The sequence below is a fragment of the Alistipes communis genome, from assembly GCF_006542665.1.
Lineage (GTDB): Bacteria > Bacteroidota > Bacteroidia > Bacteroidales > Rikenellaceae > Alistipes > Alistipes communis.
Window position 1 is genome coordinate 693,195 of record NZ_AP019735.1, and the last position, 14,186, is coordinate 707,380.

A 14,186-nucleotide genomic window follows, 5' to 3' on the forward strand; every position below is an offset into this window, starting at 1 on the left:
GCATGTCGAAACGGCTCGGAACATATCTGCTCCCGGCAGTGCTGCTCTTGGCGGCGCTGCTGCCGGGGCGTGTCTGTGCCCAGCTCGACGCCCGTTCGCTCATGCGCGCCCAGCAACGCGGCGAAAACACCAACCTCTACGGAGTACCGAACCCCGCGCCCGAAGACGAGGAGGGGCAGGCGCAGCAGCCCGTCGACTCGACCAAGGAGAAGCGCATCAAAAAACCGCTCGAATCCTACTTTTTCAGCGACTCGATCCGGGCGCTGCCCAACTTCAAATGGAACGTCTCCCAGGACTACAACCGCGTGCGGATCGAACCGCTCGACACCACGCTCACGGCGTGGCGAATCGACTACCCCTTCTACCGCAACGGCGTGGGTGATGCGCCGATCGGCGCGCTCGGCCAGGGATCGGTTCCGCTCAACTATTTCGAGCGGCCCCAGTGGCAGGATTTCAGTTTCGCCTCCCCGTTCCACTCCTATATTTACGACATGCGGAACGCGCCGTTCTACAACGGCAAACGTCCCTTCCTGCAAATGACCTACATCGAATCGGGACAGAAACGCTACCGCGAGACCAATTTCGAGATCCGCCACGCGCAGAACATCTCTCCCTCGACCAGTTTCAGCATCGACTACAAGTCGCGCGGCACGCGGGGACTCTACGAATGGTCGCGTACCAAGAATCAGAACATCGCCGTGACGGTCGCCCACACGGGCAAGCGCTACTCCGTACATGCCGGTTACGTCAACAACCACATCGAGACGCAGGAGAACGGCGGCGTGGTGGGCGAATGGGCGATCCGCGACACGGTCTTCGAGATGCCGTCGGGCGTACCGATGCGGCTGACGAACGCCAAGGCCGAAAACATCTACCGCAACCATGCCTTCTTCCTCACGCAGTCCTACGCCATTCCGCTGCAACGCGTCACCGAAAACGATTTTTCGCTGGCCGACCTCTCGGCCGTATTCATCGGCCACTCGATCGAGTACGACATTTGGAGCAAGACCTACACCGACATCTTCGGCACCTACACCGACGAACGCGGGTCGAAAGACGAGAACGGCAACTTCGTCGCCACCGAGGGCCACGAGTATTACGACAACTGGTTCATCCACCCCGACGCCTCGCGCGACACGCTCTGCGAACGGAGGCTTTCGAACCGCCTGTTCGTACAGGCGCAGCCGTGGGACCGCAACGGCGTGATCGGCACCATCGACGGCGGCGTGGGGTTCGACATCCACACCTACTCGCAGTTCGCGCTCGGCGACTACATCACCGGCAAATACCGCCGCACGCGAAAGACCAGCTATTTCGCCTACGGGTCGATCGCCGGCAAAATCAAGAAATACGTCGACTGGGACGCCAACATGAAGGTCTACCCGTCGGGGTACAGAGGCGGAGACATGTCGCTGGGCGCACACCTCGCGCTCAAAGGCTATCTCCGCGGTCACGCCCTGATTCTCGAAGGACGTTTCTCGAACGAGAAGCGTTCGCCGGGTTACTGGCAGGAGAATCTCTTCTCGAACCACTACGTGTGGTCCAACTCCTTGGCCAAGGAGAATGAAACCCGTATCGAGGCTTCGTTCCGCGTGCCGGACTACGCGCTGGAACTCGCCGCATGGCAGGGTGTCGTAAAGAACAAGATTTATTACGGCCCCGTCGGTCCCGGCGACTCCAACGTAGGCGTCCTGCAACACGACGGCAACGTCAGCCTGACGAGTTTGTATGCCCGCAAGGATTTCCGCATCGGCGGACTCCATCTGGACAACAGGGTATTGTTGCAGTGGAGTACAAATCAGGAGGTCATACCCGTTCCGCTCGTGAGCGCCTTCCTCTCGTACTATTACGAGTTCTGGGTGGTGCGCGACGTGTTGAGGCTGCAAATCGGTCTCGACGGCCGCTACAACACGAAGTATTACGCCCCGGGCTACAATCCGGCCCTGTCGGCGTTCTACAACCAGCGCGAAACCGAGGTGGGGAACTATCCCTACACCGACGTTTTCGTCATGGGCAAGTGGAAACGAATGCGCATCTTTCTGAAATATCAGCATGTCAACAGGGGGCTGTTCGGCAACGGCGACTACTTTTCCGTGGCCCGCTACCCGCTCAACCCCGGCATGTTCAAGATGGGTATTTCGTGGGGATTCTACGACTGATCGATCGGTGTACTGTACGGCACGCAGAGAGCTGCCCGCAACGTAAAACTTTATGTTAAAAAAGACATTTTTAACGTTCGTGTTCTTAACATTGCTGACTACCTTCTACGGTCTGAACGCCAATTTCGGCCCCTACGGCAACCGCACGGCAGGCAGTTTCATCGGCAGCGCCGAAAGGACGGAGATCGCCCACACCATCTCGGTTTACGACGAACTGATCCGTTCGGTCAGCGAAGAGGAGGGTTACGACTGGCGTCTGATGAGCGCCATCGCCTATCACGAATCGCGTTTCTCGCCCGACATCGTTTCGAAACGGGGCGCCGCCGGACTGATGCAGATCATGCCCGCCGTGGCGCGCCAGTTCAACGTGACGGGCGACCGGCTCCTCGATCCGGAGACCAACGTCCGGCTGGCGGCACAGGTGCTCTCGAAGATCGACGCCGGACTGCGTTTCGCGCCCGGCACGCCGGACGACGACCGGATGAGCATCATCCTGGCCGCATACAACGGCGGCATCGGCCACGTCAACGACGCACGCCGGCTGGCGCGCAGCCACGGCGAGAATCCCGATTCATGGGAGACCGTGGCCCGCTATCTGGCGCTCAAAGCGCTGCCCGAATACTACGAGCAGCAGGAGGTACGCTGCGGCCGGTTCACCGGCGGCAGCCAGACGAGGGCCTACGTCCGCGACGTTCTGAAACGCTACGACCGTTACTGCCGTATCGCAGCACGTTGAGAACCCGATCCCGATTCCGGAATAGAAAACAGCGAGGCAGTTTACCTCGCTGTTTTTTTATCGAACTGCCGCCAGCCGAAATTCAGTACGCGCCGTGCGGAAATCAACGGCCAACCTTCGCTGCTTCGGGATCGCGCCAAAAGCGGCAAAAGATCGAGCGGCGGAACGAGCGGAAGAGAATCCTTTCGCCGCACACCTACAACAGCAGCACGGCGAGCGTCGCGACGATGAACCCGCCGGCATAACCCGCGGCGACCTGGCGGATCGTATGGCATCCCAGCCACAGACGTGCCGAGGCGAGCGCACCCGCCGCCAGCACGGCCACGGCCAGCGCACCGGTCAGGTTCCCTGCGTTGCCGAAGGTCAGCAACACGAGCAATGCCGCGGCGGCTCCCTGCGCAGCCAGATGAAGACTTATTTTCCAGTAGAAGGTCACCGCCAGACAGAACAGTTCGCAACAGGCGCCCGCCAGCATGAATTTGCGCACGATCATCGCCGAAGGAATCCGCGCCACCGTAGCGGCGCAGAGCAGGTAGCAGACGATACCGATCGCCAGCGGCAGAATCCGCTCGCGCCGGTCGTCGATCGCAAGCGACGAAATACGCCCCACCGAACGGAGCAGCCCCACCGAGAGCAACGGAATGACGGCCGTGTAGAGCACGGTCACCCACAGCAGGTAGAACTTGACCGACGCGGGGAAATAGGAGAGCTGGGTCGGTCCCGCCACCAGCAGCAAGATGACGTAGAGCGGCATCACCAGCGGATGCAGCACTACCGACACCGCTCTGGACAGGCGCGTGGGCAGGCTGCGGTCGCTACGGCGCAGTGCGGAAGAGGGATCGGCAATTCGGGATTCGTCCATCAGATCTGTTTTCGCAGACGCGCCACCGGAATGCCCAGCATTTCGCGGTATTTGGCCACCGTGCGGCGCGCGATGCAGTAACCTTTGTCGTTGAGTATATCCATCAGTGTCTCGTCCGTCAGCGGACGGCGCTTGTCTTCGTCGTCGATGCAGCTACGCAGGATGTTCTTGATCTCGTAACTCGAAACCTCCCCGCCCGATGCGGTCTGCATCGCCTCCGAAAAGAGCGATTTCAGGAGGATGATCCCGAACTGCGTCTGCACGTACTTGCTGTTCACCACGCGCGAAATGGTCGAAACGTCCAGTCCCGTGCGGTCGGCGATATCCTTGAGGATCATCGGGCGGAGCTTCGACTGGTCGCCCGTCTTGAAATACTCCTGCTGGAAATCCAGTATCTCCTGCATGGTGCGCATCAGCGTGTCGCGCCGCTGCTTGATCGCCGAGATGAACCACTTGGCCGAATCGATCTTGTTCTTGACGAACTGCACCGCCTCGCGGTTCTTCTCCTGCACGCGGCCGTCGGACGACACCATGTCGCGCATCATCTCCACGTAACGGCGGTTGATCCGCACGTCGGGAACATTGTAGGAGTTGAGCGACAGTTCGAAACGGCCGTCGTGATAGTCCAGGATGAAATCGGGCACCACGTAGGGCGCGGCGTCCGACCCGCCGTCGGAGTAGCCGTTGGCGGGCTTGGGCGAGAGGTGGCGGATCTCGGCGATGGCATCGCGGAACTCGTCCTCGGTGACCTGCAACCGCGAGATCAGCTTCTCGTAGTGTTTTTTTGCGAATTCGTCGAAATAGGAGGTCAGGATCTTGCGCGCCAGCCGCCGCGAACGGGTCGTCATAGGCAGTTGCGAGAGTTGCAGCAGCAGACATTCGCGCAGGTTGCGCGCACCGATACCCGCGGGTTCGAGGTCGTGGATGACCTTCAAGATCGCTTCCAGCCGTTCGGGCGAGACCTCTTCGCCCAGCGTAAAGGCGATGTCGTCGGCCACCGATTCCAGATCGCGGCGCAGATAGCCGTCTTCGTCGATGCTTCCCACCAGATAGACCGCCAGCCGCATCTCCTCTTCCGAGAGGTTGCGGTAGCCGAGCTGTTCGATCAGGTACTCCTGCAACGAACGGCCGCCCGACAGGGGAATCTGACGGGGCTTGTCGTCTTTCGAATAGTTGTTGGCCCGCATCTTGTAGGCCGGCGTGTCGTCTTCGCGCAGGTATTCGTCGACCGATATTTGCTGGGGTTCCTCCTCCTCGTTCTGCTGTTCGGCCTCTTCGAGCACGATGTTCTCCTCGATCTCCTGCTTGATGCGCTGTTCGAGCTGCACGGTAGGCAGTTCGAGCAATTTAATCATTTGGATCTGCTGCGGGGAGAGCTTCTGCTGAAGCGTCATCACCTGTTTCTGATGAATAGCCATGGGTCGATAAAGTTAAAATCAATGCACACGAGGAAGGGAACCGCCGCACACCCTCCGCACACCCCGTATACCCGATTTTCGGTCGGCGAGCCGCTGCGCCTAAAATTCGGCGTGCTGCGGGGTGCGGGGGAAAGGTATCACGTCGCGGATATTGCCCATGCCCGTAACGAAGAGGAGCAGACGCTCGAAGCCGAGTCCGAAACCGGAGTGGGGAGCCGATCCCCAGCGGCGGGTGTCGAGGTACCACCACAACTCGCGTTCGTTCATGTTCAACTCCTTGATACGGGCACAAAGCTTGCCATAATCGGCTTCGCGTTCCGATCCGCCGATGATTTCGCCGATTTTGGGGAATAATACGTCCATTGCGCGTACCGTCCGCCCGTCGTCGTTCTGCTTCATGTAGAAGGCCTTGATCTCCTTGGGGTAGTTGACGAGGATCACCGGACGCTTGAAGTGCTCCTCCACCAGGTAGCGCTCGTGCTCCGATTGCAGGTCGCATCCCCAGTCGCACGGGAACTCGAACTTGCGGCCCGAAACTTTCAGAATCTCGATGCCCTCGGTGTAGTCGAGCCGCTTGAAATCGTTGTGCAGCACGAATTCCAGCCGTTCGATCAGCTCCTTGTCCCACATCTTGCACATGAATTCCAGATCCTCGCGGCAGTTCTCCAACGCATAGCCGATCAGGTATTTGAGGAACTCCTCGGCCAGCTCCATGTTGTCCTCCAACTCGTAGAAGGCCATCTCCGGCTCGATCATCCAGAACTCCGAGAGGTGGCGCGGCGTGTTGGAATTCTCGGCACGGAACGTGGGGCCGAAGGTGTAGATGCGCCCCAGCGACAACGCGCCCAACTCGCCTTCGAGCTGTCCCGATACGGTCAGGTTGCAGGGTTTGCCGAAAAAATCCTGCGAATAGTCGATCCGCCCGTCCTCGGTGCGGGGCGGATTGTTCAGATCGAGCGTCGTCACCTGGAACATGGCGCCCGCACCCTCGCAGTCGGAGGCCGTGATGAGCGGCGAGTTCCAGTAGTAGAAGCCGCGGTCGTTGAAGAACTTGTGGATGGCGAAGGCCATGGCGTGACGGATGCGCAGCACCGCGCCGAACGTATTGGTACGCGGACGCAGGTAGGCGATGTCGCGCAGGAATTCGAGCGAATGGCCCTTTTTCTGCAACGGATAGGTCGCAGGGTCGGCCGTGCCGTAAATCTCGATCGAAGAGGCCTGCACCTCGACGCCCTGGCCCTCGCCGGGCGACTTCACGAGCCGGCCGTCGACACGGATGCAGGCGCCCGTGGCGATCTGACGCATCGTCTCGTCGTCGAACTTCGCCAGCTCGACGACCACCTGAATGCTCGCCACGCACGAACCGTCGTTCAGGGCGATGAAGGCGACGTTCTTGTTGCCGCGCTTGGTACGCACCCACCCCTTGACGGTCACATCGCAATCGACCGCATCCGACTTGATCAATTCTACGATTCGTAGTGTTTTCATAACGTTTTATCTATTTTAGCATTTTGCAGAATTCCGGCGCAGACGACCGCACGGGCGGAAACGGAACGGCCCCGATTCCGCGGTCGATCCGCATCGTCTTCTCCCCGAGTTACAAAAGTACAAAAAAAAACGCATACAATCGATCGTATCCGACGACGATTTATTACGACTCCGCACTGCCGCCGACACTTCATCCGCTATTTTCGCAATGCGACCGGACCGGCCTGCCGGCCTGTCAAAACCCGCAACTCCCGCTGCGACACTGCGGCGCCACGGCGCCGTGCGGGCCGAGCCTTCGCCTGCGGAGGCCCGCAGTACGCGTCCTCCGCAGATTTCGCCTTGCAAATACGAAAACCGCCGATCCTTACGACGAAAGCCTTTGCAGACTGTACCCTTAGGACGATAAATCAGAATTTTCAATTGCAAGGCATCACTTTTGCGCTCGGCAAAAAGCAAATAAATTTGCATTGCCCTCGTTTATTCGTATCTTTGACTTCGTCTTAGATACTTCGCCTCAGCCATGCAAATAAAATAAATTTGCATGGCGCTCGGCTTAATCGTATCTTTGTCCTCGACCTCCGGCATGAAGAGGCGGCGGGCACTGCGGTACGATCGGACTCGTTCCGCTCCCGCCGGCCTGCGACATTGCGGCCGGTAATTTAAGAATATCGAGATGAAACGATTCATTACACTCTGGACGGCTCTTTTCGCCCTTGCGGGCGCGGGAGCGCAAACCGCCGAGGTATTCCGTTCGGAATTCGTCCCCTTCGACACGCGCGACGACGCCGCGCTGCTGCGTCGGGGCAACATCGCCCATTACGAAACGTTCTCCCCGCAGATCGTCGTGCAGCAGGCCGACACCACCACGGTGGGACAGGTCGTCGAAGTACCGCTGCTGCTGACCGACCGCGACATCTACCTCCATTTGGAGAACGTCGGCTCGGCCTACACGCTTCTGGTCAACGACGCCCGCGTAGCCGACGTCGAGGACGACCGCACGCCGCGCGAATTCCTCATCTCTCCCTACATCCGCCCCGGACGCAACGCCGTGATGCTCGACCTGCGCCCCTCGAAGACTCCGCAGTTGCAGGCCGACGCGCCGGCGCCGCGGCTGGCCTACGCCAACAGCTACCTCGTCTTCCAGCACCGGCTCCACATCGACGACTATTCGGTGGCGCTCGTTCCCGACTCGACGCGCAAATACGGCGTGCTGAAACTCGACATCGTGGTCGAGAACTCCTACAACGGCGAAGAGCCGATCACCGCCGGCTACGACATCTACGATCCGAAGGGCAAGCTGCTCGACTACGGTTCGCGCGAGATCATGGTGGAGGGCCGCTCGCGCGACACGGTGCACATCGAGCGGCTCATCTACCACGCCTACGCCAATCAGTGGGACGACAAGCGGCAGCCGCTCTACAAGGTGACGCTCTACACCAAGCGCAACAGCATGTTGTGGGAGTATATCCCCCTCTACGTCGGCTTCGGAGAGAGCGAATACCGCGACGGCCGCTTCTACCGTTTCGACAAGGAGCTTTCGCTGCGGCCCCAACGCTACAACGCCGCAGCCGACGAGAAGACGACCGCCGCCGAGATGAAGGCGCTCAAAGCCCGGGGCATCAACACCCTGCTGCCCGATTATCCGCAGCCCTACTGGTTCTACACGCTGGCCGACCGCACGGGGTTCTACGTGGTCGACTGCGCGGCGATCTACGCCCCCGACGCGCGCGACGACCGCTCGGTAGGCGGCACTCCGTCGAACGACCCGCGTCTGACAGACGAGTATCTCGGCCGCGTGAAGGCGATGTACCACCGTTCGCGCAATCACACCTCGATCATCGGCTTCGCGCTGGGACGCGATTCGGGCAACGGATACAATATGTATAAGGCCTACCAGTGGCTCAAATCGGTCGAACCGTCGAAACCCGTCTTCTACGTCGGCGCCGACGGGGAGTGGAACAGCGACGCCATTCCGTTCCGAATGCAATGAACATCGAACTGCTGGTCGTCGGAAAAACCGACTCGAAGGAGGTCGAAGCGCTCGTGGAACTCTACGTGCGCCGCGTGAACCGCTACTGCCGGTTCGCCGTCACGGCGCTGCCCGACGTGCGCAACACGCGCTCGCTCACGCAGAACCAGCAGCGCACGGCCGAGGGCGAAGCGATCCTGCGGCAGCTGGCCGCCGGCGACCATGTCGTCCTGCTCGACGAGCGCGGCGACGAGATGCGTTCGGTGGAGTTCGCATACTGGCTCCAAAAACGGATGCTGGGCGGCGTGCGGCGGCTCGTGCTGGTCATCGGCGGACCCTACGGCTTCTCGGATGCGGTCTACGCCCGCGCCGACGGCCGGCTGTCGCTTTCGCGCATGACCTTCTCGCACCAGATCGTACGGGCGATCTTCGCCGAGCAGATCTACCGCGCCTTCGCGATCCTCAACCACGAACCCTATCACCACGAATAACCCATGCAGCCCCACCGTCCCGCCATCGCCGTCGTCACCCCCTCGATCCTCACGGGTCTGGGGCTGGAAAGCATCCTGCGCCGCATCATCCCGATGGCCGAGGTGGAGGTCTACGACCGTTTCGAACGTTTCGCAGCCGACCGCCCCGACCGCTTTTTCCACTACTTCGTCGCCTCGCAGACCTTCGTCGAACACAACGCCTTCTTCCTCGAACGGCGGCACAAGAGCATCCTGCTGACCGATGGCGCGCCGCAGTCCACGCTGCGCGAACTGCATTGCCTCGACATCGCCCAAAGCGAGGAGGGGCTCGTGCGCGACATCCTGCGGCTGCACCAGCACGCCCACCGCGAGGGCTATCCCGACGGGACGGCCGCCGCATATCCGGCCACGCACCCGACGCATCCCTCCGCACGACCTGCCTGCGACCCGCACGGCCGCATGACGGACGAGACGGTGCAGCCATCCCTCACGCAGCGCGAAATCGACGTATTGCGGCTCGTCGTGGCGGGGCTGCTCAACAAGCAGATCGCCCAACGGCTCGACGTCGCCCTGACGACGGTCATCTCCCACCGCCGCAACCTCGTCCGCAAGCTCGGCATCCGCTCCGTGGCCGGACTGACGATCTACGCCGTAACCAAAGGGTACGTCGACGCCGAGCAACTGGGAGAACAGTAAAAGGGCACGTCCGACCACCGCTATCGCCGGCATCCGAACGGCTCCGCGAGCTGCGCGAGCCGCAGCCTCCGCCGCCGGAGGCTCGCTATGGCTCCCCCTCCGCAGGTTGCGGCACGCCTCCACCTCCGCCGTCTTTTTCTTCTCCTTACAAATGAGGATTGCGGGAACGGAAATAATGTCGTTACTTTGCCGTGAAATTCAATGCGATGATTCCGACACCGTTCCGCCGCCGTTTCTGCGTATGCCTCCTGCTTTGCGTCGCCGCGCTATGCGCACACGCCGAGCCGCGTCGCACCGTGCGCACGCACGACGAAGCACCGGAGGCGATCGACACGGCCGTAGTGATGGACAACGTGCAGGTGACGGCGATCAAACAGGGACTTACGTTGCGCAACCGCCCCGTCGCGGCCTCGGTCGTGGGACGCGAGACGATCGAGCGGCGCGGCGTCACCGCCATCAAGGAGCTCTCGCAGCTCGTTCCCAATTTCCACATCCCCGACTACGGTTCGCGCATGACCTCGTCGGTCTACGTGCGCGGTTTGGGCGCACGCATCGACCAGCCGGTCATGGGCCTCAACGTAGACAACGTCCCCTACCTCTCGAAGGACGACTACGACTTCGACCTGGCGGACATCGAACGCATCGAGGTGCTGCGCGGCCCGCAGAGCACGCTCTACGGCCGCAACACCATGGGCGGCGTGATGAACATCTACACCCTCTCGCCGCTCGCCTACGAAGGGACGCGGCTGGGTGCGGAGTATGCCTCGGGCAACACGCTGCGGCTGCGCGCCTCGACCTACCACCGCCCCTCGCCCCGCACGGGTATCTCGCTGGCGGCGCGGTTCATGCACGGCGACGGCTTTTTCACCAACGAATACACGGGACGCACCTGCGACTGGGAGCGTTCGGGCGGGGCACGGATGCGACTTCAATTCCGTCCCGACGAGCGGTGGAGCATCGACAACACCCTCGCGTTCGGGATGCTCCGGCAGGGAGGCTACCCCTATGCCTCGGCCGCGACGGGGCGCATCGCCTACAACGACCCCTGCGGCTACCGTCGCACGACGCTCAACGACGGCCTGACGATACGCTACGCCGCCGACGGGTGGGAGATCGCCTCGATCACCAGCTACCAGTACAGCGACGACCGCATGACGCTCGACCAGGATTTCCTGCCCGACTCTTATTTCACGCTCACGCAGGCCAAACAGGATCACGGGCTGACCGAGGACATCGTCGTCCGTTCGCGCGGCGAGGGGCGCTACGGCTGGCTGGTGGGCGCCTTCGGCTTCTACCGCCACCGCTCGATGCAGGCGCCCGTACTCTTCAAGGAGGACGGATTGGAGCGTCTGATCGCCGACAAGGCCGAGCAGTACACCGGCCTCCGGCCGCATTTCGCCTCCGACCGCATGGCGCTCGACAGCGATTTCCGCAACCCCGCGTGGGGGGCGGCGCTTTATCACGAGTCGCAGTTGCGGCTGGGACGCTTCGACCTCTCGGCGGGGTTGCGCATCGACTACGAGCGCACACGTTTGTGCTATCTCAGTTCGACCGACATCGACTGCACGTTCGGCGACGGACGCATCACGCCCTTCACCGAACGGGACACGCTGCACAAGTCGTTCGTGCAGCTGCTTCCCAAAGCGGCGGCCGTCTACCGCATCAACGACGGTAATTCGCTCTACGCATCGGTCGCCAAGGGTTACAAGGCGGGCGGATTCAACACCCAGATGTTCTCCGAAGTGTTGCAGAACAGCGTCATGGAACGCATGGGCGTCTACTGGGACCGTCACTACGACATCGACCGCGTGGTAGCCTACAAACCCGAAAAGAGCTGGAACTTCGAGGTCGGCAGCCACTTCGCGTTCGCAGACGGCCGCATCCGCGGCGAGGCGACGCTCTTCTACATCCTCTGCCGCGACCAGCAACTCACCGTCTTTCCCGAAGGGCAGACCACCGGACGCATGATGACCAACGCCGGCCGCACCCGCAGCCGCGGCGGAGAGCTCTCGGTGCAGGCGCTCGTCGCACGCCGGCTCGACCTGCGGCTGAGCTACGGCTTCACCCACGCCACCTTCGCCGAATTCCGCAGCGGAAACGCCGACTACGCAGGCAAGCGGATTCCCTACGCACCGCGCCATACGGCGGCTGCCGTGGCGGAGTACACGGTTTCCGTCGGCCGCAGCTGGCTCGACGGAATCGTCCTGAGCGTCGACGGCCGGGGCGTCGGGCCGATCGAATGGAACGAAGCCAACTCACTGCGGCAGAAATTCTATGCGCTGGCAGGCTGCGCGATCCGGTTCGAACAACGGCACGGCTCGCTGAGCCTCTGGTGCCGCAACCTCACGCAGACACGCTACGACGTCTTCTATTTCGAGTCGATCGGCAACGCCTTCCTGCAACGCGGCCGGCCGCGCGAATGGGGCGTCACACTGACAATCAATTTACAACATAACGAACGATGAAAAAATTTCTCCTTCTGGCCCTCGCGGCCTTCGCACTGGCCGCCTGCAACGACGACGACACCCCCGACGAGTTCGTACAGGGCGACAACACGATCGCCGTCTTCGAAAACGACCGGCTCGTTTTCTACGACTACGACGTCTTCTGGGAATACTCCGAGCCCTACACCGACCCCTATGGCGTGACGTGCATCGACCTCTACATGAACAAGACGCGCTTCGTCCAGAACATGCCGGCGCTCGACATGGAGGTGCCGGGAATCCCCATTCACCCGACTCCCGCCGGATTCGAATTCGACTTGCGACAGGCGGTTCCCTATTATCGCGGAGAACCGATGCCGCGTTACACGCTCTACGACCTCGAAGGCGAGCTGAACGGCACGCTTCTCGAAGTGGAGTTCTCCTGCATCGGCTACGACGTCGAATATCTGGGACGGTTCTGAACGCACGCCGCACGCCGCCAAAGAGCGCCGCGACACTCCGGGCCGGAAAGGAAAATCGGAGCGCGGCGCATTTTTTTGTCCGGTGCCAGACGAAACGCCGCCGCACGAACCATTTCGTTAAGCCGAGTGCAATCGAGTTCACTCGAATTGCCGAGGCGAGAAATGGAGCATGAAAATGAACGTTTTCGTTAAGCCAGATGAGCAGAGCCGCGCTCGCGCGGGCTATGCCATGGCGAGAAAACGACTGTTGAAAACAAACGAACGTTTTCATTAAGCCGAGCGCAGAGCCGAACTTGTTCAGGCTATGCCGAGGCGAGAAAACGAAGAGAGAAAATCAACGTTTCTATTCCGCGATTACCGACTGTACGGATACTCCGCCTCGGCAAAATGCAACCGAAATTTGCTCTTGCCCTCGGCTTATTCGTACTTTGATTGTGCCGAAGATACTCCCGCCCGGCAATGCTCAAATAAATTTGACATTGCCCTCGGCTTATTCGTACTTTGGCTGCGCCGAAGATACTCCCGCTCGGCAATGCTCAAATAAATTTGACATTGCCCTCGCTTATTCGTATCTTTGCACCCGAATAATCAGAAACCATCACGATCATGAAAACCGAATACAAACCCTATGTCGACGCGCTGATCGAACTGGCCATCCGCGAGGATATCGGCGACGGCGACCACACTTCGCTCTGCTGCATTCCCGCCGACGAGCGGGGGCGTATGCGCCTGCTGTGCAAGCAGGAGGGCATCATCGCTGGCATCGAGATCGCACGGCTCGTTCTCGAACGGCTCGACCCCACCGTCGAATTCGACCAGCGGATCGCCGACGGCACGCGCGTGCGTCCGGGCGACGTAGCCTTCTACGTGTCCGGGGCCCTGCGCTCGCTGTTGCAGGCCGAACGCATCCTGCTCAACATCATGCAGCGCATGAGCGGCGTAGCCACGCAGACGGCAGTCTACGTGGCGCGGCTCGAAGGGCTGCACACCAAGGTGCTCGACACCCGCAAGACGACGCCCGGCATGCGCGTACTGGACAAAATGGCCGTCAAACTGGGCGGCGGCGAGAACCACCGCATGGGCCTCTTCGACATGATCTTGCTCAAAGACAACCACATCGACTTCGCCGGCGGCATCGTCCCCGCGATCCGCGGCGCGAAGCAATACCTGCGCGAGCGCGACAAGAACATCCCGATCGAGTGCGAAGTCCGCACGCTCGAAGATATCGACCTCGTCTTCGAGGCAGGCGGCGTCGACCGCATCATGTTCGACAATTTCTCGCCCGAGATGACGCGCAAGGCGGTCGAAAAGGTCGCCGGACGCTGCGAAACCGAGTCGAGCGGCGGCATCACGCTCGATACGCTGCGCACCTACGCCGAGACGGGCGTGGACTTCATCTCTGTGGGCGCGCTCACGCACCAGATCCGTTCGCTCGACATGTCGCTCAAAGCCTGCGAGTAGCAGGCCGCAGGCAGTGACCGCC

At 61.2% G+C, this 14,186-nt stretch carries 11 protein-coding genes; 8 read left to right on the forward strand and 3 right to left on the reverse strand.

Annotated elements, in window-relative coordinates:
• Positions 1-2 precede the first annotated feature (2 nt).
• Both FMF02_RS02970 and FMF02_RS02975 read left to right on the forward strand, forming a co-directional pair.
• Complete coding sequence (locus tag FMF02_RS02970) at positions 3-2,159, forward strand: putative porin (RefSeq protein WP_019131377.1); 2,157 nt, start codon at positions 3-5, stop codon at positions 2,157-2,159.
• A 52-nt stretch (positions 2,160-2,211) separates the two neighbouring features.
• Positions 2,212-2,895, forward strand: a complete 684-nt coding sequence (locus FMF02_RS02975; RefSeq protein ID WP_026075090.1) for a transglycosylase SLT domain-containing protein — start codon at positions 2,212-2,214, stop codon at positions 2,893-2,895.
• 196 nt (positions 2,896-3,091) lie between these two features.
• On the opposite strand, the gene FMF02_RS02980 is transcribed toward FMF02_RS02975, so the two are convergent.
• The 3 genes from FMF02_RS02980 to asnS all read right to left on the reverse strand — a co-directional run bounded on the left by FMF02_RS02980 (position 3,092) and on the right by asnS (position 6,663).
• Positions 3,092-3,757 carry a hypothetical protein gene (locus FMF02_RS02980; RefSeq protein ID WP_179952780.1) on the reverse strand — a complete coding sequence of 222 codons (666 nt, stop codon included), beginning with the start codon at positions 3,755-3,757 and terminating at the stop codon, positions 3,092-3,094.
• Complete coding sequence (gene rpoN, locus FMF02_RS02985; protein ID WP_026075092.1) at positions 3,757-5,175, reverse strand: RNA polymerase factor sigma-54; 1,419 nt, start codon at positions 5,173-5,175, stop codon at positions 3,757-3,759. Before rpoN ends, FMF02_RS02980 begins: the two co-directional genes overlap by 1 nt.
• A gap of 99 nt (positions 5,176-5,274) precedes the next feature.
• The gene (gene asnS / locus FMF02_RS02990; protein ID WP_141412158.1) at positions 5,275-6,663 is read right to left on the reverse strand and encodes an asparagine--tRNA ligase; all 1,389 of its coding nucleotides are present in this window, start codon (positions 6,661-6,663) and stop codon (positions 5,275-5,277) included.
• Between the two features lie 673 nt (positions 6,664-7,336).
• On the opposite strand from asnS, the gene FMF02_RS02995 reads away from it, so the two are divergent.
• The 6 genes from FMF02_RS02995 (at position 7,337) to nadC (ending at position 14,164) form a co-directional block, all read left to right on the forward strand.
• Positions 7,337-8,653: a glycoside hydrolase family 2 TIM barrel-domain containing protein gene (locus tag FMF02_RS02995; RefSeq protein WP_141412159.1), complete on the forward strand. Its 1,317-nt coding sequence runs from the start codon at positions 7,337-7,339 to the stop codon at positions 8,651-8,653.
• A complete protein-coding gene (rlmH, locus tag FMF02_RS03000) occupies positions 8,650-9,123 on the forward strand; it encodes a 23S rRNA (pseudouridine(1915)-N(3))-methyltransferase RlmH (protein WP_141412160.1) in 474 nt (157 codons plus the stop codon). The genes FMF02_RS02995 and rlmH overlap by 4 nt, the downstream gene beginning before the upstream one ends.
• 3 nt (positions 9,124-9,126) lie before the next feature.
• Positions 9,127-9,798 carry a helix-turn-helix transcriptional regulator gene (locus FMF02_RS03005; RefSeq protein ID WP_141412161.1) on the forward strand — a complete coding sequence of 224 codons (672 nt, stop codon included), beginning with the start codon at positions 9,127-9,129 and terminating at the stop codon, positions 9,796-9,798.
• A gap of 206 nt (positions 9,799-10,004) precedes the next feature.
• Entirely contained in the window at positions 10,005-12,263 is a 2,259-nt protein-coding gene (locus FMF02_RS03010; RefSeq protein WP_244611613.1) for a TonB-dependent receptor, read from the forward strand.
• Positions 12,260-12,703, forward strand: coding sequence for a lipoprotein (locus tag FMF02_RS03015; protein WP_141412163.1), 444 nt, complete (start codon positions 12,260-12,262; stop codon positions 12,701-12,703). Before FMF02_RS03010 ends, FMF02_RS03015 begins: the two co-directional genes overlap by 4 nt.
• Positions 12,704-13,309: 606 nt before the next feature.
• Positions 13,310-14,164 (forward strand): carboxylating nicotinate-nucleotide diphosphorylase, encoded by an 855-nt coding sequence (gene nadC, locus FMF02_RS03020; protein ID WP_141412164.1) that lies wholly within the window; start codon positions 13,310-13,312, stop codon positions 14,162-14,164.
• Positions 14,165-14,186 lie beyond the last annotated feature (22 nt).

Bases quoted from the DNA above. Each gene is read 5' to 3' on its own strand.
- FMF02_RS02970 (WP_019131377.1), top strand. From the start codon at position 3: ATGTCGAAACGGCTCGGAACATATCTGCTCCCGGCAGTGCTGCTCTTG.
- FMF02_RS02975 (WP_026075090.1), top strand. From the start codon at position 2,212: ATGTTAAAAAAGACATTTTTAACGTTCGTGTTCTTAACATTGCTGACT.
- FMF02_RS02980 (WP_179952780.1), bottom strand. From the start codon at position 3,757: ATGGACGAATCCCGAATTGCCGATCCCTCTTCCGCACTGCGCCGTAGC.
- rpoN (WP_026075092.1), bottom strand. From the start codon at position 5,175: ATGGCTATTCATCAGAAACAGGTGATGACGCTTCAGCAGAAGCTCTCC.
- asnS (WP_141412158.1), bottom strand. From the start codon at position 6,663: ATGAAAACACTACGAATCGTAGAATTGATCAAGTCGGATGCGGTCGAT.
- FMF02_RS02995 (WP_141412159.1), top strand. From the start codon at position 7,337: ATGAAACGATTCATTACACTCTGGACGGCTCTTTTCGCCCTTGCGGGC.
- rlmH (WP_141412160.1), top strand. From the start codon at position 8,650: ATGAACATCGAACTGCTGGTCGTCGGAAAAACCGACTCGAAGGAGGTC.
- FMF02_RS03005 (WP_141412161.1), top strand. From the start codon at position 9,127: ATGCAGCCCCACCGTCCCGCCATCGCCGTCGTCACCCCCTCGATCCTC.
- FMF02_RS03010 (WP_244611613.1), top strand. From the start codon at position 10,005: ATGATTCCGACACCGTTCCGCCGCCGTTTCTGCGTATGCCTCCTGCTT.
- FMF02_RS03015 (WP_141412163.1), top strand. From the start codon at position 12,260: ATGAAAAAATTTCTCCTTCTGGCCCTCGCGGCCTTCGCACTGGCCGCC.
- nadC (WP_141412164.1), top strand. From the start codon at position 13,310: ATGAAAACCGAATACAAACCCTATGTCGACGCGCTGATCGAACTGGCC.